The sequence below is a fragment of the Pseudomonas sp. JUb42 genome (assembly GCF_024807945.1).
Taxonomy (GTDB): domain Bacteria; phylum Pseudomonadota; class Gammaproteobacteria; order Pseudomonadales; family Pseudomonadaceae; genus Aquipseudomonas.
Genome location: NZ_JANUFD010000010.1, coordinates 87119 through 112561, shown reverse-complemented (window position 1 = coordinate 112561; position 25443 = coordinate 87119). Strand labels below are relative to the sequence as shown.

At 60.5% G+C, this 25443-nt stretch carries 19 protein-coding genes and 1 pseudogene; all 20 read left to right on the top strand.

The features are described 5' to 3' along the window. The first annotated feature begins 1 nt into the window (after nucleotide 1). The 20 genes and pseudogenes from M2401_RS20365 (at nucleotide 2) to M2401_RS20270 (ending at nucleotide 25426) form a co-directional block, all read left to right on the top strand. A complete protein-coding gene (locus tag M2401_RS20365; protein WP_259105503.1) occupies nucleotides 2-1651 on the top strand; it encodes a flagellar hook-associated protein 3 in 1650 nt (549 codons plus the stop codon). A 103-nt stretch (nucleotides 1652-1754) separates the two neighbouring features. Continuing rightward, nucleotides 1755-5333, top strand: coding sequence for a glycosyltransferase (locus M2401_RS20360; RefSeq protein ID WP_259105501.1), 3579 nt, complete (start codon nucleotides 1755-1757; stop codon nucleotides 5331-5333). Between the two features lie 288 nt (nucleotides 5334-5621). Further along, nucleotides 5622-6395 carry a glucose-1-phosphate cytidylyltransferase gene (gene rfbF / locus M2401_RS20355; protein ID WP_259105499.1) on the top strand — a complete coding sequence of 258 codons (774 nt, stop codon included), beginning with the start codon at nucleotides 5622-5624 and terminating at the stop codon, nucleotides 6393-6395. Then, nucleotides 6377-7459, top strand: coding sequence for a CDP-glucose 4,6-dehydratase (rfbG, locus tag M2401_RS20350; RefSeq protein WP_259105497.1), 1083 nt, complete (start codon nucleotides 6377-6379; stop codon nucleotides 7457-7459). Before rfbF ends, rfbG begins: the two co-directional genes overlap by 19 nt. Continuing rightward, nucleotides 7456-8016, top strand: coding sequence for a dTDP-4-dehydrorhamnose 3,5-epimerase family protein (locus tag M2401_RS20345; protein WP_259105495.1), 561 nt, complete (start codon nucleotides 7456-7458; stop codon nucleotides 8014-8016). Before rfbG ends, M2401_RS20345 begins: the two co-directional genes overlap by 4 nt. Beyond that, the gene (locus tag M2401_RS20340) at nucleotides 8013-9269 is read left to right on the top strand and encodes a class I SAM-dependent methyltransferase (protein ID WP_259105493.1); all 1257 of its coding nucleotides are present in this window, start codon (nucleotides 8013-8015) and stop codon (nucleotides 9267-9269) included. The genes M2401_RS20345 and M2401_RS20340 overlap by 4 nt, the downstream gene beginning before the upstream one ends. 127 nt (nucleotides 9270-9396) lie before the next feature. After that, nucleotides 9397-10254 carry an NAD(P)-dependent oxidoreductase gene (locus M2401_RS20335; RefSeq protein ID WP_259105491.1) on the top strand — a complete coding sequence of 286 codons (858 nt, stop codon included), beginning with the start codon at nucleotides 9397-9399 and terminating at the stop codon, nucleotides 10252-10254. Continuing rightward, nucleotides 10244-11311, top strand: a complete 1068-nt coding sequence (locus tag M2401_RS20330; RefSeq protein WP_259105490.1) for a class I SAM-dependent methyltransferase — start codon at nucleotides 10244-10246, stop codon at nucleotides 11309-11311. Before M2401_RS20335 ends, M2401_RS20330 begins: the two co-directional genes overlap by 11 nt. Before the next feature lie 18 nt (nucleotides 11312-11329). Next, nucleotides 11330-12064 (top strand): cephalosporin hydroxylase family protein, encoded by a 735-nt coding sequence (locus M2401_RS20325; RefSeq protein WP_259105489.1) that lies wholly within the window; start codon nucleotides 11330-11332, stop codon nucleotides 12062-12064. A 68-nt stretch (nucleotides 12065-12132) separates the two neighbouring features. Beyond that, nucleotides 12133-15060 carry a TIGR00180 family glycosyltransferase gene (locus tag M2401_RS20320; RefSeq protein WP_259105487.1) on the top strand — a complete coding sequence of 976 codons (2928 nt, stop codon included), beginning with the start codon at nucleotides 12133-12135 and terminating at the stop codon, nucleotides 15058-15060. 28 nt (nucleotides 15061-15088) lie between these two features. Further along, nucleotides 15089-16090, top strand: coding sequence for a UDP-N-acetylglucosamine 4,6-dehydratase (inverting) (pseB, locus tag M2401_RS20315; protein WP_259105486.1), 1002 nt, complete (start codon nucleotides 15089-15091; stop codon nucleotides 16088-16090). Next, complete coding sequence (gene pseC, locus M2401_RS20310; RefSeq protein WP_259105484.1) at nucleotides 16087-17244, top strand: UDP-4-amino-4,6-dideoxy-N-acetyl-beta-L-altrosamine transaminase; 1158 nt, start codon at nucleotides 16087-16089, stop codon at nucleotides 17242-17244. The genes pseB and pseC overlap by 4 nt, the downstream gene beginning before the upstream one ends. A gap of 2 nt (nucleotides 17245-17246) precedes the next feature. Then, nucleotides 17247-17957, top strand: coding sequence for a pseudaminic acid cytidylyltransferase (gene pseF, locus M2401_RS20305; protein WP_259105482.1), 711 nt, complete (start codon nucleotides 17247-17249; stop codon nucleotides 17955-17957). Next, a pseudogene (gene pseG / locus M2401_RS20300) lies at nucleotides 17954-18997 on the top strand (UDP-2,4-diacetamido-2,4,6-trideoxy-beta-L-altropyranose hydrolase); the annotation flags it as partial. The gene pseF and the pseudogene pseG, both read left to right, overlap by 4 nt. 36 nt (nucleotides 18998-19033) lie before the next feature. After that, nucleotides 19034-20086 carry a pseudaminic acid synthase gene (pseI, locus tag M2401_RS20295; RefSeq protein WP_259105479.1) on the top strand — a complete coding sequence of 351 codons (1053 nt, stop codon included), beginning with the start codon at nucleotides 19034-19036 and terminating at the stop codon, nucleotides 20084-20086. A gap of 416 nt (nucleotides 20087-20502) precedes the next feature. Then, nucleotides 20503-21429: a ketoacyl-ACP synthase III gene (locus M2401_RS20290; RefSeq protein WP_259105477.1), complete on the top strand. Its 927-nt coding sequence runs from the start codon at nucleotides 20503-20505 to the stop codon at nucleotides 21427-21429. A gap of 56 nt (nucleotides 21430-21485) precedes the next feature. Beyond that, nucleotides 21486-22781, top strand: a complete 1296-nt coding sequence (locus M2401_RS20285) for a motility associated factor glycosyltransferase family protein (protein ID WP_259105476.1) — start codon at nucleotides 21486-21488, stop codon at nucleotides 22779-22781. Beyond that, a complete protein-coding gene (locus M2401_RS20280; RefSeq protein ID WP_259105474.1) occupies nucleotides 22778-23035 on the top strand; it encodes a hypothetical protein in 258 nt (85 codons plus the stop codon). Before M2401_RS20285 ends, M2401_RS20280 begins: the two co-directional genes overlap by 4 nt. A 320-nt stretch (nucleotides 23036-23355) precedes the next feature. After that, complete coding sequence (locus M2401_RS20275; protein ID WP_259105473.1) at nucleotides 23356-24207, top strand: flagellin domain-containing protein; 852 nt, start codon at nucleotides 23356-23358, stop codon at nucleotides 24205-24207. Between the two features lie 370 nt (nucleotides 24208-24577). Beyond that, nucleotides 24578-25426 carry a flagellin domain-containing protein gene (locus tag M2401_RS20270; RefSeq protein ID WP_259105470.1) on the top strand — a complete coding sequence of 283 codons (849 nt, stop codon included), beginning with the start codon at nucleotides 24578-24580 and terminating at the stop codon, nucleotides 25424-25426. The last annotated feature ends 17 nt before the right edge of the window (nucleotides 25427-25443 follow it).

Sequence of the window (25443 nt, the reverse complement as noted above, 5' to 3'; positions counted from 1 at the left end):
CATGCGTATTTCAACTGCACAGTTTTACGAAGTCAGCGCTGCCAACTATCAGCGCAACTACGCCAACGTCATCGCCACCAACCAGGAAGTGTCGAGCCAGGTCAAGCTCAACACAGCGGCGGATGATCCGGTCGGCGCGGCCCGCTCCCTGCAACTGACTCAGCAGAATGCCCTGTTGAGCCAGTACAAGACCAATATCAATACCATCAACCAGAACGCCACCCAGGCGGAAACGGCGATGACTGGTATTCAGAATTCCCTGCAGCGTGCGCAGGAACTGATTATCGACGCCAGCACCGGTGCCAAGACCGACGCCGACCGCAAAGCCAATGCCGATGAGCTGGCGCAGATCCAGGCGACCGTACTGGGCCTGATGAACAGCCAGGACGCCAACGGCGACTACATTTTCTCCGGCTCCAAGGCCAAGACGCCACCTTACGTCATGGGCGCGGATGGCACCTACAGCTATCAGGGCGACCAGACCCAGATCAAGCTGTCGGTGGGTGATGGTATTTCCCTGGCCAGCAACTCCACCGGTTGGGATGCCTTTGAGCAGGCGGTCAACACTACCCGTACGGCCACTACCTGGACCGGCACCGGCGCCGACGACGGCAAGGCCGTGCTGTCCGGCGGTATCGTGACCAACGCCTCGGCGTACCAGGCTTCGTTTGCCCAGGGCCAGCCCTACGCAATCACCTTTACCAGCGGCAGCCAGCTGAAGATCGTCGACTCCGCTGGCAATGACGTGACCACAGAGGCCAGTCAGGGCGGTGCCTTCAACCCGGCCAACGCCAGCAACCAGACCATTACCTTCCGTGGCCTGGAACTGAACCTGAACATCAACCTGACCGATGCCGAAAAAGCCAGCCCGGCGGCCGAGAGTCTGGCCCTGGCCGGTGACCCGAGCGCTGTGCCGCCGGTCGCGCCGCACTCCTTCAGCCTGAGCCTGACGCCCAGCAGCGTGTCGACCACCCGAAGCGCCGGTAACCCGAGCACCACTGTGGTTTCCCAGGTTGCCGTGAGTAACCAGACCGCCTACAACAACGCCTTCCCGGCCGGTGGTGGCGCGGTCCTGCGTTTCGATTCGCCTGCGCCTCCGGCCCTGGCGACTGACCCGAGCACCACCTTCAGCCTGTATGCCGCGCCTTATGTGGCCGGCGCCACGCCAGTGGGCACCGGGACCATCACAGGTACGCCGCCTACCGCCACCGCGGCAGGCGTGACCTTTACCCTGGCCGGCACCCCGCGGGGCACCGATCAGTTCTCGGTACAGGCCAACACCACCCAGACCCAGAACGTGCTCAACACCCTGGGCGCGGCGGTCAAGGCGCTGTCGACTCCGGCTGACGGTAACGTGACGGCTACCCAGGCGCTGCGTGCCGCCATGGACTCGGCTCTGGGTAACGTCAAGAGCGCTATGGAGCAGCTCGGTTCGACCATTTCAGCAGGTGGTGCACGGCAGAACGCCGCCACCGACCAGGGGACGACCAACGATTCGCTGTCGAGCAACAACTCCCTGGAGCAGGCGGATATCGTCAACGCCGACCCTGTGGAGTCGATTGCCCGCCTGACCCTGCAGCAAACCATGCTGACCGCCTCGCAACTGGTGTTCACCCGCATGTCCTCGCTGAACCTGTTCAGCAAGCTGTAACAGGCGTTGCCTGGTTTGACCGAGCATCGACCGTTTTCTTTTTCAGCGGTTAAGGGGTGCTCACTCGTTTGAGTGAGTGCCCGCCGCTCGTGAGTCCCCCGCCGTGAATTCAGTGCCTCTCGTCAGCATCGTCATCCCCGCCTATCACGCCCGCTTTTTCCAGAAAGCGCTGCACAGCGCCATTGTGCAGAGCTACCCCAATATTGAAGTGGTTATCTGTGATGACAGCCGCGGTGATGAGATCCAGGACATCGTCGAGCGCCTGACGGTTGGCTGCGAAGTGCCCTTGCGTTACGTGCGCAACCCGCAGCGCCTGGGGTTTACCGGCAACTTGCTGGCGTGTCTGAACGAGGCGTCGGGCGAGTACATCAAGTTTCTCTGCGATGACGACCTGTTGTTTCCGGCCTGCGTCAAAATGCAGGCTGAGCTGCTGATCGAGCATCCCGATGTCACCATGGCGTTTGCCCAGCGTTTTATCTGGGACGCTGAAGATATCCAGTTGCCTCAGCGCCTGGAAAACACGCCACTGTTGTACACCGCCGGGATTTTCAAGGGCGATGACCTGCTGTCGCTGTTCGAGGGCTTTCCGTTCAACGTCCTGGGCGGCCTGAGCAGCGGGCTGTTGCGTCGGGCCGATGTGCAGGACTTCTTGCCGGCGCTGATCGAGTCCACGCCCGGCTTCACCGCAATGATCGACCTTGCGCTGTATGTCTGCCTGCTGCGCCGGGGCAACGTGGCGATGCTCAATACCATCCTCAGCGCCGAGCGGGTTCATGCCGAGCGCCTCAGCCACCTTCAGGAAGCGCGTGTACTGGTGCCTGACGAGCTCGACCTGTTGGTCGAAATGCTCAAGGCACGCAGTGGCGAGGACGCACCGGCCAAGGGCTGGGCGCGTTTTGTCACCCTCGATAACGCCGGGGGCGGCGCACGCGAGTGGCAAGAGCTGGCGCTGAACCGCAACCTGGGTAATCGTCAGGCGCTCATCCCGATGCGGGTGGGCACGTCCAGCGATAGTTTCGCCGAGGTCTACGCCCAGTGGCTGGCGTGTCGCTGCATGAGCGCGGTGCAGCTCAAGCTGCTGCCGGACACCCTGGCCAGTTGGCCAAGCCAGCCGAAAATCGTGCCGATCATCATCAATGACGGCAACGCCAATGCGGCCTTGAACATCACCCTGGACAGCCTGGCGGCGCAACACTATCCGCCGGAACTGATTTTGGTGCTCTCGGCCACTTGTACTGAAGGCGGTCTCGACGGGCACATTTTCAGCCTGCCCCTGCAGGACGATGGCCTGGCCCAGATCAATGGCATCCTGCCGCAGCTCGACGGTGCGGACTGGTTCTACCTGCTGCGCGCTGGCGACCGCCTGATCGACACGGCGCTGCTGGTGTTGGCCGACCGCATCGTCAACAACCCGCAGCTGCAGTGCTTGTACAGCGACGAAGATGCCTTGCTTGATGGCGAGTCGTCGCAGCCGGTATTCAAGCCGGACTTCAACCTCGACTTCCTGCGCAGTTACCCCTATATCGGTCGGCTCATGGCGCTGCGCCGTGAACCGTTCCTGGCGGCCGGCGGTTTTGCCGTGGAACATACGATTCTGGCGGCTCATGACGCGTTGTGGCGGATGATCGAGCGGGCCGATGCCGATGTGGTCGAGCGGGTCGCGGAAGTCCTGGTGTCATCGCAATTCAGCTTCCTGCAATGGCTGGCGCAGCCTGAACTGCCAGCGCTCAATGCCGACATCGTCGGCAATCACTTGCAGCGCTGCGGTATCGAATTCCACATGCAGCGCGGCACGTTGCCGTTGATCAACCGTATCGACTATCAGCACGCGGCGCGGCCGCTGGTGTCGATCCTGATCCAGCACAAGGACCAGCTTGCGGCCCTGCAGCGCTGTGTCGAGCTGCTGCTGGAGAAAACCGCCTACAGCCATTACGAAATTCTCATTATCGACAACGGCAGCACCTCGGCCGATGCCTGCGCCTGGCTTGAAAGCATGGCCCAGGTGGGTGGCGACAAGGTGCGGGTTATCTACACCCCCGCGTCCGACAACGCCGCACAGCTCTACAACCTGGGCGCGCAGCAGGCTCGCGGTGAGTACCTGCTGATGCTCACGCCGTATGCCGTGATCACCCAGCCCCAGTGGCTGGACGCCTTGCTCAACCATGCTCAGCGTGCCGAGGTCGGCGCGGTTTCAGGCAAATGGTTCAACCCCGATGGCGTGGTCATTCACGCCGGCATGACCCTTGGGCTGCAGGGGCCGGCCGGGCTGCACTTTTTCGGCGAGTCGGCGCGGGCCGATGGATACATGCAGCGCTTGCAGATCGACCATGACCTGAGCGCCGTGGGCACTGACTGCCTGATCGTGCACAAGCCGCTGTTCGAGCAATTGGGTGGGATGGACGAGGGGTTCAGCGAAGTGCTGTGGGGCGTGGACCTGTGTCTGCGCATCCGCCGCAGTGGTCATCTGGTGGTCTGGACCCCTTACGCGCAGATGGTCATCGGTGCCCGTCCGACGCCCGAGGATGATCTGGCTCGTTATCAGCGCCAGGTCGAGGAGCAGAAAGCCGTTTATGAACGCTGGATGCCGATCATCGCCCGCGACCCGGCCTACAACACCAACCTCAAGCTCACCGGCAGCAGTTTCAACCTGGAGCCGGGCCTGCGCAGCGGCTGGAGCCCGTTCACCCGGCATTCGTTGCCCTTTGTCCTGGCCCTGCCTATCAATACCTCGGCTATCGGCCACTATCGCGTGGTGCAGCCTTTTATCGAGCTGGAAGCGGTAGGCCGCATCGTTGGCCGGATTACCTACGAGTTGCCGCCGTTGCATGAGATCGAGCGTCATTCTCCTGACGTTGTCGTGTTCCAGGGCCGCTATGGCGATGGCTCGGTAGGCGAGGTCGAATCCCTCAAGCGTTATTCCAATGCCCGGCGCATCTATGAGCTGGACGACTATGTGATCGACGTGCCGAAGAAGAATGCCCACGCCCGTGGCATGCCTCCTGAAACCGGCAAATACATGCGTGAAGCCATCGCCCTGTGTGATCGCGTGGTCGTGTCGACGCCGGCGCTGGGCGATGCGCTGTCATCGATGCACCACGACATCCGTGTGGTTCCCAATATGCTCGCGCCGAAAATGTGGGAGCACCTGCGCGGCAAGCGGCGTATGGCGAAAAAGCCTCGGGTCGGTTGGGGCGGCGGCACCAGCCACACCGGCGATCTGGAGATCATTGCTGACGTAGTGCGCGAGCTGGCCGACGAAGTCGAGTGGGTGTTCTTCGGCATGTGTCCAGACAAGCTGCGGCCGTATGTCCATGAGTTTCATGGCTCGATTCCCCTGGCCAGCTACCCGGCGAAACTGGCCAGCCTGAACCTCGATCTGGCCGTGGCCCCGCTGGAATTCCACCTGTTCAATGACTGCAAGAGCAACCTGCGCCTGCTGGAATACGGTGCCTGCGGCTTTCCGGTGGTGTGCACCAACACCCGGGCTTATCAGGACTTCCTGCCTTGCACGCGGGTCATGACTAACAGTACCGAGGAATGGATTCAGGCCATTCGCATGCACCTGGCCGATCCCGAGGCCAGCTATCGCATGGGTGACCAACTGCGTGAGGCTGTGCATCGCGACTTCATGCTGCGGGGCGACAATCTGCACCACTGGGTGCATGGGTGGCTGGAAGACTGATCAGGGCTGCGGATTAATCATCTCTGTCCCGCAGAAACATCTGATGGGGGCGAACTGTGGGAGCCAATTCATTCGCGAATGAATCCGCTCCCACAATTCATTTGCGCCTGTCGTGCATATTGATCTCAAGGTTCGGGCAATCCGAGCTGGCGCGTTTCCTGCAAGTTCCCCAAAGATCGCCATAAATCGTGCATTTCCGTCGCGCACTGGCGAGTGCCGTGCCGTTTTTCCGGCGTGTGCTGCTCGACATGGAGTTGGCTGGGTGCTGTGGAACAAGAAGGGAACCAGATGAAGGTAGTCATTCTCGCGGGTGGTCTCGGTACTCGCATCAGCGAAGAGTCGCATCTCAAACCCAAGCCCATGATCGAAATTGGCGGCAAGCCAATTCTCTGGCACATCATGAAGCAGTACTCGGCTCACGGTATCCATGATTTCGTGATCTGCCTGGGCTACAAGGGTTATGCCATCAAGGACTTCTTCGCCAACTATTTCCTGCACACCTCCGACGTGACGTTCGACATGCGCAACAACCGCATGGACGTACACCAGAACTACAGCGAACCCTGGCGCGTCACCCTGATCGACACCGGTGAAGAAACCATGACCGGCGGCCGCCTGCTGCGTGCGCGGCGCTATCTGGAAAACGAAGAAGCCTTCTGCTTTACCTACGGCGACGGCGTCTCTGACTTGAATATCAGTGCCCTGGTCAATTTCCATCTGCAGCACGGCAAACATGCCACCGTCACGGCGGTACAGCCGCCGGGACGCTACGGCGCGCTGGATCGTGACGGCGACCGGGTGCTGGGCTTCACCGAAAAACCCCGTGGCGACGGCGGCTGGATCAACGGCGGCTTCTTTGTTCTGTCGCCCGAAGTGCTGCCATTGATCGACGACGACAGCACCACCTGGGAAGCCAGTCCGCTGATCAAACTCGCCGAGCAGGATCAGCTGCGCGCCTTCCAGCACGAGGGTTTCTGGCACCCCATGGACACCCTGCGTGACAAGAATTACCTCGAAGACCTCTGGCAGAAAGGGGAGGCCCCATGGAAACAATGGGACTGACCGCCGCGTTCTGGCAGGGCAAGCGCGTCCTGCTGACCGGCCATACCGGCTTCAAGGGCAGTTGGTTGACGCTCTGGCTGCAAAGCCTGGGTGCTCAGGTGACGGGCTTTGCCCTGGCACCGAATACCGAGCCGAATCTGTATGAACTGGCCCGGGTCGAGGAGGGCATCGACGATCAACGCGGTGACCTGCGCGACCTCGGCGCCTTGCTCGAGCTGATCGCCGAAGCGCAGCCGGAAATCGTCCTGCATCTGGCGGCCCAGCCATTGGTGCGTGAAGGTTATCGCGATCCGCTGGGCACCTATTCCAGTAACGTCATGGGTACCCTCAACCTGCTCGAAGCGATTCGTCAGGTCGGCGGCGTGCGTGCCTGCGTACTGGTGACCACCGACAAGGTCTACGCCAATCAGGAATGGTTGTGGCCGTACCGTGAAAACGAACCTCTCGGCGGTCACGACCCTTACAGCAGCAGCAAAGCCTGCTGCGAGCTGTTGGCACAATCTTATGCGGCGTCATTCTTCCCGGCTGACAAGTACGCCGAGCACGGCCTGGCCCTGGCCACGGCGCGAGCGGGCAATGTGCTGGGCGGTGGGGACTTCGCCCCGGAGCGCTTGATTCCCGACGTGCTCAAGGCCTGGTCCGCAGGAGAGCCGGTGACCTTGCGTTACCCACAGGCCGTACGCCCCTGGCAGCATGCGCTGGAGCCTTTGGCTGGTTATCTGCAACTGGCTGCGGCGCTCTATGAGCACGGTCCGGACTATGCCGGCGCCTGGAACTTCGGCCCCGGTGACAACGACATGTGCAGCGTCGGCCAGGTGGTCTCGACACTCGCCGAGCGCTGGCCGGACGCGCCGGGCCTCAAGGTCGAAAGCAGTGATCTGCACGAAGCCGGGCTGTTACGCCTGGATAGCAGCCGCGCCCGTCAGCGTCTTGACTGGAAGCCGCGCTGGTCGCTGCAGGACTGCCTGCGTCACACCCTGGACTGGCACCTGGCCTGGCAGGCCGGGCAAGACATGCGCGCTTTCACCCTGGAGCAACTGGACCTGTACCGGGAGCATTCATGAGTGACCTGCACTTGCAGGCTTTGCCGTTACCCGGCTTGTTCAGCCTGCAGCACAAGCGCCACGCCGACGCGCGCGGGCAGTTCTCGCGGTTGTTCTGCGAGGGCAGCCTGAGCGCGTTCGGCCGCGATTTTCATATCCGCCAGATCAATCATTCGGTGACCCGTGAGCAGGGCAGTGTGCGCGGGCTGCATTACCAGACCGCTGCCCAGCCAGAAGCCAAGCTGATCACCTGCCTGCGCGGCGCGGTATGGGATGTGGCGGTGGATCTGAACCCGGATTCGCCGACCTTCCTGCGCTGGCACGCTGAACGCCTGGAAGCCGGGGACGGTCGGAGTCTGTTATTGCCCGCCGGTTTTGCCCATGGTTTCCAGACCCTGACCGACGATGCCGAGTTGCTCTACCTGCACAGCGCCGACTATGCGCCGGAGCATGAGGGCGGTCTGTCGCCCCTGGACCCACGGCTGGCCATTGAGTGGCCGCTGGACGTCAAGAATTTGTCGGCGCGCGATGCCGGTCATCCGCTGCTGGACGCGAATTTTGCTGGAGTGCGTGTATGAATTGCCGAGGTTGTGGCGCCCATCTGACGTTGCCTTTGATCGACCTGGGCACTTCGCCGCCTTCCAATGCCTATCTGCGTGCCGAGCAACTGAGCCAGGCCGAGCAGTGGGTGCCGCTGAAAGTCGGGGTTTGCGAGCAGTGCTGGCTGGTGCAGACCGAGGACTACACCAGCGCGGAAAGTCTGTTCGACGCCGATTATGCGTATTTCAGTTCCTATTCCAGCTCTTGGCTGGCCCATGCCGAGCGTTATGTCGACGAAATGGTTGAGCGCTTCGGCCTCGGCGCCGACAGCCGTGTCGTGGAAATCGCCGCCAACGACGGCTACCTGCTGCAATACGTGGCCGCGCGCAATATTCCATGCCTGGGCATCGAGCCGACCCGCAGCACCGCAGCGGCGGCGCGGGACAAGGGCCTGGAGATTCGCGAAGTGTTTTTCGGCCGTGAAGCGGCCGAAAGCCTGGTCAGTGACGGTTGGTCCGCCGACCTGATGGCGGCCAACAACGTGCTCGCCCATGTCCCGGATATCAACGATTTCCTGCGGGGCTTCGCGACGTTGCTCAAGCCCACGGGCGTTGCGACCTTCGAATTTCCGCACCTGTTGTCGCTGATGGCCGATCATCAGTTCGATACCCTGTACCACGAGCACTATTCCTACCTGTCGTTGACCGCAGTGAAGACCTTGTGCGAGCGCAATGGCCTGGAAGTCTTCGACGTCAGTCTCCTGTCGACCCATGGCGGATCGCTGCGGGTGTTTGTCCAGCGCGTCGAGCCGTTGCGTCTTGACGGCCTGGGGCTGCATGACCAGAGCCGTCCGGTACAAGCCGCTGTGCAGGCGCTGCTCGATGAAGAGCGTGAGGCCGGGGTCATGACGACGGCGTTCTACGCCACCCTGGCGCCTGCTGCCGAGCGCATCAAGCACCAACTGTTGAACTTCCTGCTGCAGGCCAAGGCCGAAGGCAAGCGCGTCGCCGGTTACGGCGCGGCGGCCAAGGGCAATACCCTGCTCAACTATGCCGGGGTCAAGCCGGACCTGCTGGCCTGGGTCGCCGACGCCAACCCGCACAAGCAGGGCAAGTTCCTGCCGGGCAGCCGGATTCCCGTGGTTTCGCCCGAGCGCATCGCCGAAGAAAAACCGGATTACCTGCTGGTCCTGCCGTGGAACTTGCTGCATGAAGTCAGTGAGCAACAGGCGCAGTTACGCAGATGGGGCGGGCGTTTTGTGATTGCTGTGCCTGAGTTGACGCTGTTATGACGGCACACTCCTTTGTTGTGGGAGCGTGGCTTGCCCGCGAATCGGTTTGTGTGGCCAGCCAGGTATACCGCGTTACCGTTCTTCGCGGGCAAGCCACGCTCCCACAACTTGTGCTGCGAGGCGCTCAATGAACGTGCTCGTCACCGGCGCCACCGGCTTCGTCGGCCGCCATCTGGTCGCGGCCTTGCTCAAGCAGGGCTGCAAGGTACGTGCGGTCGCGCGCAATGTCGAAACAGCCCGGCACATGCCGTGGTTCGATGATGTGGAATTTATCGCCGCCGATATCCACAAGGCCGGACTGGATATCAGCGCCTTGGTCGACGCGATCGATGTGCTCGCTCACCTGGCCTGGCCCGGTCTGCCGAACTATCAGGGGCTGTTCCATTTCGAGCACAACCTGCCGGCCGACTATGCCTTTATCAAGGCGGCGGTCGAGGCGGGTGTCGGCCAGGTATTGGTCACCGGTACCTGTTTCGAGTACGGCATGCAGGATGGTTGCCTGAGCGAGTCCATGGCGGTCTTGCCGGGTAATCCCTACGGGTTGGCGAAGAACACTCTGCGTCTGTTTCTCCAGGCCCTGCAGAAGCAGACGCCGTTCACCCTGCAATGGGCGCGGCTGTTTTACCTGCATGGCCAGGGACAGAATCCCAACAGCCTGCTGGCAGCTCTCGACCGGGCCATCGATGCCGCAGACGCATCGTTCAACATGTCGGCGGGTGAGCAGCTGCGTGACTACCTTGCCATTGAAGACGCCGCTGCGCGTCTGGCCGGGCTGATTCGGCAGCCGGCGTTCGACGGCGTGATCAACTGTTGCAGCGGTCGGCCGGTATCGGTACGCGCACTGGTCGAAGGGCACATCCGCCAGCGCGGCGGCGCCATTGATCTCAATCTCGGCCACTATCCTTATTCCGTGCATGAACCCCTGGCGTTCTGGGGCGATGCGACGCTACTCAATCAGTTGCTGGGAGCCGACCATGGCTTATGAGCTGTACCGCGCCGCGGGCCTGCCGGTCTTGCAGAACCGTACATTCGCCGACGCTGCGACAGCCAGGGCTTCGGCCAGTGGCGATATGCTGCTGGTTCAGGACGAGCACAGCGGTCTGGTGCATAACCAGGCCTTCGATCCGGACTTGCTCAGTTATGACAGCGACTATCAGAACGAACAGGCGCTTTCCCCGGCTTTCAAGGCGCATCTGGAAGCCGTCGAAGGTGTGGTGGCCAAACATTTCAGTGGCCGTAGCCTGATCGAAGTCGGCTGCGGCAAAGGCTATTTCCTCGAGCAACTGCGCGGCCACGGCTACGACATTGTCGGCATCGACCCGGCCTACGAGGGCGACAGCCCTGACGTGATCAAGGCGCCGTTCACCCGCGACTCGGGGCTGACCGCCGATGCCGTGATCATGCGTCATGTGCTGGAGCACATCCGCGATCCGCTATCGTTCCTCGCCGAGATTGCCGCAGCCAATCAGGGCGGGCTGATCTATATCGAAGTGCCATGCCTGGACTGGATTCTGGAAAACCGCGTGTGGTTCGACGTGTTCTACGAGCATGTGAATTACTTTCGAATCGAAGATTTCCGCCGCCTGTTCGGCACCGTGCTGGAAGCCGGGCACCTGTTCGGCGGCCAGTACCTGTACGTGGTCGCTGACCTCGCCAGCCTGCGTCAGGCGCCGCTCGAGCCCGGCCCTCGGGTGCTGATGCCGACGGATTTCCTGCACAGCATCGAGCACGCCGTGCAGATCATTCAGGCGGCGCCGGAGCGTGGCTCGGCCATCTGGGGCGCGGCGTCCAAGGGCGTGATCTATTCGTTATTCCTCCAGCGCGCCGGTGTCGCGGTGGATCAGGTGATCGATATCAACCCGGCCAAGCAGGGGCGTTACCTGCCCCTGAGCGGCCTGCGCGTGTCCTCGCCCGAAGAGGCGCGGCTGACGCTGCCCGAAGGTGCCAACCTGTTTGTGATGAACTCCCGTTACCTGGAAGAGATCAAGCGCATGTCGGACGGCCGTTACAGCTATCACGCTGTGGACACCCATTCTTTCTAATTTCGTCGAGGCAGAAAAATGAACAAGACAGTAGCCCAGCAGTTCGAGGCTGAATGCAAGGCAGAGATCGCAGCCCAAGGTGCCGATCAGAAGCTGCAAGGCCTGGCCCGGGATTTCTATAACGAGTCGGCCCGGCACAAGTACACCTACCACTATTCCTGGATGGGCCGCCCGATCATCCAGCTGCCCCAGGACATGCTGGCCATGCAGGAACTGATCTGGCGCCTCAAGCCGGATCTGGTGATCGAGTGCGGTATCGCCCATGGCGGCTCAATCATCTACTACGCCTCGTTGCTGGAGTTACAAGGCCACGGCGAAGTGCTGGGCATCGATCGCGATATTCGCCCGCACAACCGCGAGGCCATCGAGTCGCACCCGATGAGCAAGCGTATCCGCATGATTGAAGGCTCCAGTATCGATCTGGCGACTGTCGAGCAGGTGCGTGAAATTGCCGCCGGCAAGAAAGTCATCGTCGTGCTGGACTCCAACCACACCCACGATCACGTTCTCGAAGAACTGCGCCTGTACTCGCCGCTGGTGTCCGCAGACAGCTACTGCGTGGTCATGGACACCATCGTCGAAGACATGCCGGCCGACGCTTTCCCGGATCGCCCGTGGGGCCATGGCGACAATCCGAAGACTGCGGTCTGGCAGTTCCTCAAGGAAGACGACAGCTTTGAAATCGACTACGAGATGCAGAACAAACTGCTGATCACGGTCGCCCCGGATGGCTACCTGCGCCGGGTCAAATAAGCAGTCGGTTTAGTCAAAAGACAGGTCTGGCCGGATAAGGGCCGATTCGAACGGTTGTGGGGAAAGTTATGCAAGGCAATTACGATTCTGAACATGCGACATATCTGCGCGAGCGCCTGACCATTGTGCTGTTGAGCCACAATCGGTCGGCCTTCCTGCGTCGGGCCATCCATTACTACAGCGCTTACCCTTGCACGTTGATGGTGCTGGATTCTTCGCCGACGCCGGTGGAAAACATTGACCTGTACCCCGAGGTCGATTATCGCCATGTGCCGCAGTTCACCTACTCGGCAGTTCAGGACAAGATCACCTACGGCCTGAGCCAGATCACTACGCCGTACATGGTGTTCGCCGCCGACGATGACTTCCTGCAATTCGATGCCCTGACCGAATCGGTGGACTTCCTTGGCCGCAACCCGGACTACAGCATCTGCCACGGCTACTGCCTGATGTACGTGGCTCACGGCAATCGAGTGGGTTACTACCGGCGTGACAAACAGGTTCAGGAAGATTACTCCTCGCCTGTGCCCCAGGAGCGCGTACTGGATTTCATGAGTCAGTACGTCCCGCCGTTCTATGCGGTAACCAAGACCTCCCTGCAATTGCAGTGGTTCTCCTCGCTGCCCCCCGCCACCCGTTTCGAGTGGAACGAAATCGGCCACGCCTACTTCATGCTGGCCAATGGCAAGGCGCGGATCCTGCCGATTCCGTATGTATTGCGTGAGCTGAATATCGGCGGTTCGGAGCACAACACTGACGTTATGACTGTGCTGGGCCATACCGATAATGCTTCAGTGGTCGAACGCGAGCGATTTGCCGAGTGGCTGGCCGAGCAGCCGACCGCGATCAAGGGCCTGGACGCTGAGCAGGCCAAGGCCTTTGCCATGGAAAGCTTCGCGGTCATGCTGGAGTCCCTGCAGAACCGCGTCGGCCTGACCGTGGAATACCTCTGGGATTCGACCTGGACCAATCCGCTTAACGGCCCGACCCGCAAGTTCGGCCCTCGGCAATATGTCGAGATGCCGTTTTACAACCAGACCTTTTTCGATCAACTGACGGCCATGGAATTCCTCGTGCATGCGATGCCGGCCGGCCGCCTGCAGCTCGAAGAACTCGAAGGCGTCTGGGTTCGCCAGGTCGAGCTGTTGCGTCTGCATGACAACGACACCGATGAAACCATCGTCAGTCGCCTGTGGCAGGCCTTTGACCAGAACCCGTTCGATCAACAGGTGGTCGACAGCCTGGCCAAGCGCCTGGAAACATTCGATGAAAGCGGGCTGGCCGACGAACTGGGCAGTTGGTCCGAGCAACTGCAGGAAATCCCTAAGGCGCTTGAAGGCGAGGGTTTCCCGGCGACGACTTCGGGCCATCTGTTGAGCTGGCTGGAAACCCGCGTTCCCGAGCCGGATCAATCGCAAGCCATCAGCCTTGCCCTGGCCGAGCGCGAGGACAAACTGCAATTCGGCATCATGATCCTGGATATGGACCACGATATCGACAAATTGCAGGCCACCCTGGACAGTCTTGTCGAAGGCCACTGCAAGTCGTTCAAGATCGTTGTGTTCACCACTGGCGAGCCGCTGGCCCTGACCACGGCGCAGAACACCCTGCACTTTATCCGGGTCACCCCGGCCAACTACATCGACAAGCTCAATCAGGTCGTGCGCCAGTCCACCAGCGACTGGATGCTGCTGGTCGAGGCCGGTGATCAGTTCACCCAGGCCGGTCTGTTGCGTGCCAGTCTGGAACTGCTGGGCGCGCCGGAGTGCCGTGCGGTGGCGGCGGACGAGATCCAGCGTCAGGAAAACGGCGCGTTGCGTGACGTGTTGCGCCCTGGCTTCAACCTTGATCTGCTGCAAAGTGCGCCGGGCTTGATGGCCCGCCATTGGTTGATTCGTCGTGACGTGTTGCTCGATGCCGGTGGTTACTCCGCCGAATTCAAGCAGGCGATGGAATTCGAACTGCTGCTGCGCATCATCGAGAAGGGCGGCCTGTCGTGGCTGGCCCACATGGACGAGCCGCTGCTGATCTGTCAGGCCCAGAGCCTGGAAGAAGAAAACGCCGACGAACGCCAGGCCCTGCTGCGTCATCTGACCGGCCGAGGCTATCGCGCCCAGGTCAGCGCCGGTGCGCCGGGCACCTGGCATGTGGATTATCGCCACACCGAACGCCCGCTGGTGTCGATCATTCTGCATCTCGATGACGACCTGGAATTACTGCAACGCTGTCTGACCGGCGTGCAACTGCGCACCCGTTATTCGCGTCATGAGGTACTGATCGCGGCCAATCCCGAGCAGTCTGCCGAGGCCAGCCAATGGCTGGAAGCGCTGGAGCGCCAGGGCGGCCGCGTGCGGGTGATCCGCAGTGCACAGGCCCTCAGCGGCGTTGCCCTGCAGAACCTGGCCTGTGCCCATGCTCAGGGCGAATACCTGGTGCTGCTGGAGAACGAAGGCGAAGTGGTCAATGCCAACTGGCTCGAACTGCTGCTTAACCAGGCCCAGCGTCCGGAAGTCGGCGTGGTCGGTGGCAAGCTGATCGATGGCTACGGTGTCGCGACCCAGGCCGGCCTGATCCTCGGCATGCGCGAGGGTGTCGGCTCGGCGTTCGTTGGCGCGGCAAGGGACGCGGCGGGTTACATGAACCGCTTGTTGGTTGAACAGAATTACTCGGCGGTTTCCGGCGTTTGCCTGATGGTGCGCAAGTCGCTGTTTGACGCGGTTGAAGGCCTGGACGAAGGCTTTGTCGGCGGCTACAGCGATGTTGATCTGTGCCTTAAAGTCGGCCAGCTTGGCTTCCTGACGGTGTGGACGCCCAAGGTTCAGGTCATTCATCCGGGTCATCTGCCCGAGGCCCCGCAGGCATTGGCAGCGCTGCGCGAGAAGTGGGCTGGGGCGTTCGATCATGACCTGGCCTACAACAAGAACCTGGCCCTGACCGGCAAGGGCTTCACTCTGGATCGCGACAACCGTCTCGACTGGGCACAGTTGCTCGCTTAAGGCCGTTCTCGGTCAAAGGATTCAAGGGATGTTCAACGGCAAATCGATTTTCATTTCAGGCGGCACCGGTTCGTTCGGGCGCAAATTCATCCGTATCCTGCTTGAGCGCTACCAGCCCAAGCGGGTCGTGGTGTTTTCCCGGGACGAGCTTAAACAGTACGAGATGCAGCAGGAATTCAATGAACCCTGCATGCGTTTCTTCCTGGGCGACGTGCGCGATGCCGAGCGTCTGCATCAGGGTATGCGCGGCATCGACTACGTGGTCCATGCCGCGGCGCTCAAGCATGTGCCGGCGGCGGAGTACAACCCCACGGAGTTCATCCGCACCAACGTCAATGGCGCGGAGAACATCATTGCCGCCGCCATCGCCAATGGCGTCAAGGGCGTGATTGCCTTGTCCACCGACAAGGCCGCCAGCCCGATCAATTTGTATGGCGCGACCAAGCTGCTGTCCGACAAGCTGTTTGTCGCCGCCAACAATATTGCCGGTGATCAGGCCACCCGTTTTGCTGTGGTGCGCTACGGCAACGTCGCGGGCTCGCGGGGCTCCATCGTGCCGTTTTTCAACAAGCTGATTGCTCAAGGCGCCAGCGAGCTGCCGATTACCGATGTGCGCATGACCCGCTTCTGGATCACCCTGGAACACGGCGTGGACTTTGTCATGAAGAGCTTTGCGCGGATGCAGGGCGGTGAAGTGTTCGTGCCCAAGATCCCGTCCATTCGTATCGTCGACCTGGCCCAGGCCATGGCCGCCGACCTGCCGCACAAGCTGGTCGGCATCCGTCCCGGCGAGAAGCTGCATGAGCTGATGGTGCCGCTGGACGATGCACGGATGACCCTGGAGTTCGCCGATCACTACACCATCGTGCCGTCGATCCGCTTCAATAACGTCGACGCTGATTTCAGCCTCGACGGGCTGGGCGAGCAGGGCAGGGCGGTGGCGGACGAGTTCGAGTACCGTTCCGACACCAATCCGCATTTCCTCACGGTCGAGCAGATCGCCGCCCTGCACGCTGATATCAAGCCATGATTCCGTATGGTCGGCAGAGCCTGGATCAGGCGGATATCGACGCCGTTGTGCAGGTGCTCGAATCGGACTGGCTGACCCAGGGGCCGACCCTCGAACGTTTTGAAGCAGCGGTGGCCGGGTATTGCGAAGCGGCTTATGGCGTGGCGGTATGCAATGCCACGGCGGCGCTGCACATCGCTTGTCTGGCGGCCGATCTGGGGCCGGGTGACTGGCTGTGGACCAGCCCTAATACCTTTCTTGCGTCGGCCAACTGCGCGCGCTTTTGCGGGGCCAGTGTCGATTTCGTCGATATTGATCCGCTGACCTGGAACCTTGATGTCCAGGCTCTGGCGCGCAAGCTCGAACAGGCCGAGCAGCAGGGGCGTCTGCCCAAGGTACTGATCCCGGTGGCCTTCAGCGGCCAGAGCTGCGACATGCGCGCCATCGCCGCCCTGGCCGAGCGCTACGGGTTTATCGTCATCGAAGACGCTTCCCACGCCGTGGGTGCCCGCTATGCCGGGCGTCCGGTGGGCAGTGGCGAGTATGCGGCGATGACGGTATTCAGTTTTCACCCGGTGAAGATCATCACCACCGGCGAAGGCGGCATGGTCCTGACCAATCGTCCCGAACTGGCCGAGCGCCTGCGGCGCCTGCGCAGCCACGGCATGACCCGCGACCCGGCGCAGATGGACGAAGCCAGTCATGGGCCGTGGTACTACCAACAGGTCGAGTTGGGTTTCAATTACCGCATGACCGACATGCAGGCCGCGCTGGGGCTGTCCCAGCTCGGCAAGCTTGACGCTTTTGTCGAGCGTCGTCGCGAACTGGCGGCACGTTATCACCGCCTGCTCGCCGGGCTGCCCCTGCAATTGCCTGCGGCCCAGACGGACGCCGAGTCGGCCTGGCACTTGTACGTGGTGCGTTTGCAGACCGAACGCATCGGCAAAAGCCATCGCGAAGTGTTCGAAGCACTGCGAGAAACTGGCATTGGGGTAAACCTGCATTACATTCCTGTGCATCTGCAGCCGTATTATCGCGCCCTGGGTTTTGCTCCCGGCGACTTTCCCGAGGCCGAGCGCTATTACGGGCAAGCGCTGACCCTGCCGCTTTATCCGGCAATGAGCGAAGCCGAACAAGACACCGTCGTCAGGCAGTTGCAACAGTCAGTGAGGTAACCATGAGCGCCGTCGCGATCATTCCTGCCCGTGGGGGCAGCCAGCGCATACCGCGCAAGAATCTCAAAAGCTTCAACGGCGCGCCGATGATCGTCTGGTCGATCCGCGCGGCTCTGGACAGCGGCGTATTTGAGCGGATTGTGGTCAGTACCGATGATCCGGAGATAGCCGAAGTCGCTCTGGCCCATGGCGCCGATGTGCCGTTCATCCGTCCCGCCGAGCTATCCGACCACCATACCGGCACCAGCCCGGTGATTCGCCATGCCGTACAGGCGTTGGCCGAGCAAGGCATGACCTTCGACTTCGCCTGTTGTCTCTACGCTACGGCGCCGCTGTTGCGCCCGCGCTATCTGCGCCAGGGTTTGCAAGCGATCGAGGGCGCCCTCGACAAGTCCTTTGCCTTCTCGGTGTGCACCTTTGCCTTCCCGGTGCAGCGGGCGTTGGTGCTGGAACCTTCCGGTGGCGTCGAGCCGATGTATCCCGAGTTCAGTGCCGTACGCTCCCAGGACCTGCCGCAGGCCTATCAGGATGCCGGGCAGTTCTACTGGGGGCGCAGCGCTGCGTGGCTGCGTGGCGACCCGGTGTTTTCGCCCCTGGGCGTGCCGATCATCCTGCCCCGGCATCTGGTGCAGGACATCGACACTGAGGAAGACTGGCTGCGCGCCGAATACATGTACGCGGCCCTGTTGGCCAGCGGCGAGTTGCACGGATGAGAGCACTGGTCCGGGCGGACGCCTCACTGGCGATCGGCAGCGGCCATATCACCCGCTGCCTGACCCTGGCCAATACCTTGCGCAGCCAGGGCGCCGAGGTGGTGTTCGCCTGTCGGGAACTGCCGGGGCATCTGCTTGAGCGGCTGCGGGAACAGGGTTTTAGCGCTTATGGCCTGCCGGGGCATTATCCCGATGAAGCACTCGAGGCCGATATCGAGAGCTTGCTGCCATGGCAGGCCGATATCGACGCCATGGCGACGGCACTGGCTGCCGAAGCGGCCTTCGACTGGCTGATCGTCGATCACTATGCCCTGGATGCCCATTGGCAAACCCTGGCCCGGCGTTTTGCACCCAGGTTGATGGCCATTGATGACCTGGCGAACCGCCGTCATGCCGTGGATCTGCTGCTGGACCAGAATTTTTCCGGCACCGCCCAGGCCTATGCGCCCTGGATCGACAAGCGCTGCCGTACCTTGCTCGGCCCGCACTACGCGCTGATGCGCGAGGCTTTCCAGTGCGAGCCGGTGGCAATCAAGCCCAGCGTACGAAGGGTTATTGTTAATTTCGGCGGCTTCGATGCCGTCGGCCAGACCTACGAAGCCATGAAGGCGATGACAAATTTTCCGCGCCTGGAGGTGGATTTCATCGCCGGGCTCGGCAACCCGGCCTGGGCCACCATGCAGGCGTTGGCCGAAGGTCGCTCCAACTGGCGCCTGCAAACCCACGTCAGCGATTTTGCCCCGCTGATGGCCGAGGCCGACCTGTTTATCGGTGCTGGTGGTGGCACTACCTGGGAGCGCGCCGCCTTCGGCCTGCCGACCATCTGTGTCGCCGTGGCCGCCAATCAGCAGCGTAATGCCGAGCTTTTGGCCGAGGCGGGCATGCACTTGTATTTGGGCACCAGCCAGCAGGTCAGTGTCGAACGCTTCCAGCAAGCCATCGGCCTGTTGGTGGATAATCCCTGGTTGCGCCACAGCTTTGCCCGCCAGTCCCGGCAACTGGTCGATGGCCGTGGCGCCCAACGCGTCGCCGAAGCCCTGCTGGCGCGCCCCTGAATCTTCAACGAGTACAGCGCAATGAGCAGTTTCAAGATAGGTTCACGTTTGATCGGTCCTGACGCGCCGCCTTTCGTCATCGCGGAAATGAGCGGCAATCACAACCAGTCTCTGGATCAGGCGCTGCGCATCGTCGAAGCGGCTGCCAAGGCCGGCGCCCACGCCTTGAAGCTGCAGACCTACACCGCCGACACCATGACCCTGGATATCGACGAGGGCGAGTTCTTCATCAAGGACCCGAACAACCTGTGGGCCGGTTCGTCGCTCTATGCGCTGTATGAAAAGGCCCATACGCCGTGGGAATGGCATGCACCGATCTTTGCCCGGGCGAAGGAGCTGGGGATGCTGGCGTTCTCCACGCCTTTCGATGAAAGCGCCGTCGACTTTCTCGAGAGCCTCGATGTGCCCGCCTACAAGATCGCCAGTTTTGAAAACACCGACCTGCCCTTGATCCGGCGCGTGGCCGCCACCGGCAAGCCGATGATCATCTCCACCGGCATGGCCAGCATCGCCGAACTCGACGAAAGCGTGCGTGCGGCGCGGGCGGCGGGCTGTACCGATCTGGTGTTGCTCAAATGCACCAGCACCTACCCGGCGACGCCACAGAACAGTCATATCCGCACCATTCCCCATTTGCGCGAACTGTTTGGCTGCGAGGTCGGGCTGTCGGATCACACCATGGGCGTGGGCGTCTCGGTGGCAGCGGTGGCCATGGGCGCCACGGTCATTGAAAAGCACTTCACCCTTGATCGTGCCGATGGCGGCGTCGATGCCAGCTTCTCTCTGGAACCTGCGGAAATGGCCAGTCTGGTCATGGAAACCGAGCGCGCCTGGCAGGGCCTGGGGCATGTGCAATACGGCGCCACGCAAGCCGAGCGCAACTCCCTGCAATACCGGCGCTCTCTCTATGTGGTGCGGGATATGGCCGAGGGCGAGGTGTTCAGCAAGGATAATGTCCGCGCCATTCGCCCTGGCCTGGGGCTGGCGCCCAAGCATATCGATGCGGTTATCGGACGTGCGGCACGGCAGGCCATCAAGCGGGGGACGGCGTTGGGTTGGGATGTCGTCGAGTAGAAAATTTGCAATCGCGACGTTTTTTTTCCAGGCGTCTGTGGGAGCGAATTCATTCGCGAAGGATCTTGAAAGCGCTACATCTCCATCGACTGTACTGGCCTGTTCGCGAATGAATTCGCTCCCACAGTTGCTCACAGCCCTTAGAGTGTTTGTGTAGCCAGTGAAGGTCATCCATCACCTTTGCGTAGGATCTGGCCTCCTACCATTGTCAGCCGATTCGTGAAAAGCGTATAAAACTTAGTGACCTATGAGTCACGAAGGGCATCTTCACTGTATCGTGCTCGCGGGCGAGGTCGACGCTTGGCTGAATTCATGACGTTTTGAAGTCATTCCGGCAGTCCCGCAGCCATCTGATTCGCAATGCCTCTCAATCTCAGAGCGGTGATATTCAAGATTTTTTATATTGGGAAGCCATGATGATTGGCATAAAAAGCATAGCGAGTTATGTGCCCACGGCCGGCATTGACAACTACGCGCAGGGCGCCAAATTCGGCAAGGATGATGAATTCATTCTTGGCAAGATCGGCTCAGCTTTTCTGCCGCGCAAGGATCAAGCCCAGGAAACTTCCGATTTGTGCGTCGAGGCGGTTAACGCCTTGTTCGCCGCCAATCCGCAACTCAAGCGCGAATCCATCGATGCACTGATCGTCATCACCCAGAACGGTGACGAAGACGGACTGCCGCATACCTCGGCCATCGTCCAGGACAAACTGGGCCTGCCGACTCACGTTGCGGCGTTCGATATTTCTCTGGGTTGCTCCGGTTACGTCTACGGGCTGTATGCGATCAAGGGCTTCATGGAAGCGGCAGGGTTGAAAAATGGCCTGCTGGTCACGGCTGACCCGTATTCGAAAATCGTCGACCCGGAAGACCGCAACACCACTATGCTTTTCGGTGATGCAGCCACCGCCACCTGGATGGGCGAAGACGCCGTCTGGCAACTGGGCAAGGCCAAGTTCGGCACCGACGGTTCCGGTGCGCCGCACCTGAAGGTCAATGACGGCGTGTTCTTCATGAACGGCCGCCAGGTGTTCAACTTCGCCCTGATCAAGGTCCCGGCGCATCTGCACGAACTGCTCGACGACTCGGGGCTGCAAAGCGCCGATATCGATGCGTTCTGCATCCACCAGGGCAGTGCGGCGATTGTCGATGCCGTGGCACGGCGCTTCGAGGGTGAGCCGGAGAAGTTCGTCAAGGACATGCTCGAGACCGGCAATACCGTCTCGTCGAGCATTCCACTGCTACTGGAAAAGCACCTGGACAACGGCAGCTGGAAGCGCGTTGCCCTCAGTGGCTTCGGTGTTGGATTGTCTTGGGGGTCGGCAATCATTTATCGTCAGTGATCCTGAACGATCTGAAACGGCGACATTGATGTCGCCGTTTTGCTTTGAGTGTGTCTATGAGTGAGATTTTTCAGCGCAATATCGCCGTACTGGGACAACGCTGGCCAGACCTGTTGCAGCGTCTGCTGGCCGAAGACCCGGACGTGCTGGACGCGCAATTGGTCAACGGCCAAGGCTCGACCCTGAGCATTAATGGCATCCAGCTGACCAGCCGCCATGACCGCATCAAGGAAGCGCAGTTGCAGGCCGACAGCCTGCCGCCCGACAGCCCGCTGCTGCACCTGTACGGCTGCGGCCTGGGTGATCTGCAACGCATAGCCCTGTCTTCAGCCACGCTGCAGCGCTTGCATGTCTATGTGCTCAATGGCGCGGTTTTCACCCTCGTGCTGCAATTGCTTGAGCAAGACGACTGGCTGAGCGACCCCCGGGTCGAGTTGTCTTACGCGGGTGACCACCGGGAAATCAGCCTGCCTTTCTTCGCCCTGCCTGCCGAACTGGTCCTGGCCGACGATTTCAATGCGCGGATTCGTGATCGACTGATCAGCGAGATTCACCTGACGTTTACCAATCGCGATTTCTCTGGCGAAGATCCGCAGATCCTTGAGCAATTGGCCCAGGGTATGGATTTGCTGCGCCAGGATGCCGATGTCGCCGACCTGTTTGGCAGTCAGCCGGGCAGGGAGGTCTTCGTGATCGCCACGGGGCCGAGTCTGGCCCAGCATCTGCCACGTCTGCTCGAGACCCGTGGATTGGCTGAGCGACCGCTGTTCATCTGCGTCGATACGGCCTATGTGCCCTTGCTAAACAGCGGCATCGCACCGGATATCGTCGTCAGCATCGATCACCGGATCACCCACTGGCATCTTCCCGTATATGATTCGCAGCATGTCTCACTGGTGTATATGCCGCGGATCGACGCGACGCTGCTGGGCGCCTGGAAAGGCCCCCGGTATGCCGGTTATTCATACAGCCCGCTGTACCAAAGTGTTCGTGAGCAAGTGCCCAAGGGCCAGCTCTACGTGGGTGGCAGCGTGATCCATCCGGCCATCGATCTGGCGGTGCGCATGGGCGCGGGGCGCGTCACCCTGTTCGGCGCGGATTTCGCTTTCCCCAACGACAAGACTCATACCGGCTGGGGCGACGGCACCCTGGGGCCCAAGTTGCACGAGTCCCGTCACTGGCTGCTGGACGGAAGCGGAAAGCGTGTACGCACCCAGTTGAATTTCCGCAGCTACCTGATCGAACTCGAGCGCTATATCGCCCTGCACCCGGAAGTGGAATTCTTCAACACCAGCCGCGACGGCGCGCTGATCGCAGGCACTGGCTTCGACCCTGAATGGACCCCGGTATGACTGACCTGCCTTCCCTCATTACCGCTGCTCAGCAATGCGCCCAGCTATTTCGCCTGGGCCGGGATATCGAAGCGGCGCTGGAAATGGTCGAGCTTTTTGAGCGTGCCATGCCAATGTTGGCTGAGCGCCCGGCTGCCGAACGGGAGTACGGGACGCAACTGCTGGAGCGGATGCTGGAGTGTCAGCAGCGGCAGGACTGGCTGGCGTTGGCGGATTATATGGAATATGAATGGGTGGAGTGTTTGCGGGGATAAATAGAGCGTTTTCCGTATTTACTTTTGGAAAACTCCTACAAAGTGGCTGTAGGAAAGTTAAATAAGTGGTCGGGAATTAATTTTTCCGGCCATTTTTTTTGAAAAAAATACAGTGTTGAAAAAGCCTTTTTAAATCAAAAGGAGAAGGTGTTTTTATACCCTGCACTTGTCGTGGTGGCGATTGTGTAATGTGCGGATTATGTGAATTTTTTCCGTTAAGTCATTGAAAAGAAAGTCGATAAATGGACTGTAGGCTTTCGGGTGAAATGGACTTCGCCCTGTTTTGAAAGCCAGCCGTTTCCATAACGAGGGACTTTCCAATGGCTATGACTGTTAATACCAATATTGCTTCTTTGACGGTACAAAAGAACTTGAATCGCGCCAGCGATGCGCTGTCGACTTCCATGGCTCGCTTATCTTCCGGATTACGCATCAATAGCGCGAAGGATGATGCGGCGGGAATGCAGATTGCCACGCGGATGGATAGTCAGGTGCGTGGGCAAAGTATCGCAATCAGAAACGCCAATAACGCTATATCGATGGCGAACACAGCAGAAGGCGCGCTCAGGCAGGTCAGCGAAATTGTCCAGCACATGCGTGGTCTGGCTCTGCAGGCCCGCAACGACGATAACGGGGAGGAGCAACGCCTTTCACTTAATCAGGATTTCGCGCAGAAGAGCGATGAGCTGACCCGAATCGCCGGTTATACCAATCTCGGGGGCAAGAATCTGCTGGATGGCTCGGCCGGGATCATGGAGTTTCAGGTGGGCGCCAACGTCGGGGAAGTCAATCGCGTCTCCTTGACCCTGGACAAGCAATTCGATGCAACTAGCTTGGGTATTGCCAGCACCCTCGCTTCGCTTAGTGGCGCGACCAACGCTGATGCTCACGCCAACATCGATAATGCTCTCACCGCTCTTGATGCGGCGATCACGCAGATCAACGCGAGCCGGGCCGAACTGGGAGCCGTTACTAACCGCCTCTCCAGCACCATTTCGAACCTGCAGAACATGAACGAAAATGCCGGAGCGGCTCTGGGACGTATTCAGGATGTCGACTTCGCTGCCGAAACAGCAGAACTGACCAAGCAGCAAACCCTGCAACAAGCGTCGACGGCGGTGCTGGCCCAGGCCAATCAGTTGCCGGCGGCGGTGTTGAAGCTGCTGCAATAGATAGAAGGCGCGACCGAGGCTTTTATATAGGAACACTAGCCTCGGTCTGCGCTTTCGATGATTTACTGTAGGAGCTGCCGAAGGCTGCGATGGCGGTTTACCCCGCAACCTTCGTTCGCAGCCTTCGGCGGCTCCTACAAAACCTCATTGGCATTCAACCGGCACAGGCTGCCAACTGGTTGAAAAGTAAAGGAGAACGGGCGATGGCGACGCCGACAAATGTCGGGATGTCGCGGTGATGGCAAAATTTTTGAAAAAAGCCCTCAAGGTCCCCGCACTCCCGACGATAACTATTACGAAGGTTCTCTAGGCCAACCCGGCGGTTGCCAGGGCCGGATAGCCGCAGCACCCAACCAATGAGGAATTCATCATGTCTTTAGGCGTAAACACTAACGTTGCTTCCCTGGCCGTTCAGAAAAACCTGGGCAAAGCATCCGACGCACTGTCGACCTCCATGACCCGTCTGTCTTCCGGTCTGAAAATCAACAGCGCAAAAGACGACGCAGCCGGCCTGCAGATCGCTACTCGTGAAACCGCTCAGATCCGCGGCCAGACAGTAGCCATCAAAAACGCCAACGACGGTATCTCGATGGCTCAGACCGCTGAAGGCGCTCTGCAAGAATCGACCAACATTCTGCAACGTATGCGTGAACTGGCAGTTCAGTCGCGAAACGACACTAACGGCACTGCAGACCGTACCGCTCTGAACGCTGAATTCGGTCAAATGTCTGACGAATTGACTCGTATCTCGGCTTCGACCAACCTCAACGGCAAAAACCTGCTGGACGGTTCGGCCGGTACCATGACTCTGCAAGTTGGTTCGAACACCGGTTCGGCTAACCACATTGACCTGGTTCTGAGCAGCAAATTCGACGCCGCCAGCCTGTCGGTTGCTTCGAGCTCCGTTTCGATCACCGGTACCAGCGCCACTGCAAGCACCAACATCGACAACGCGATCACCGCAATTGACGCCGCTCTGGCAGCGATCAACGCCACTCGCGCAAACCTGGGTGCTTCGCAAAACCGTCTGACCAGCACCATTTCCAACCTGCAAAACGTCAACGAGAACGCCACTGCTGCACTGGGCCGTATCCAAGACACCGACTTCGCAGCGGAAACTGCTAACCTGACCAAACAGCAAACTCTGCAACAGGCTTCGACTTCCGTCCTGGCCCAAGCTAACCAACTGCCTTCCGCTGTACTGAAACTGCTTCAGTAATTTCGGAATGAGTTTTA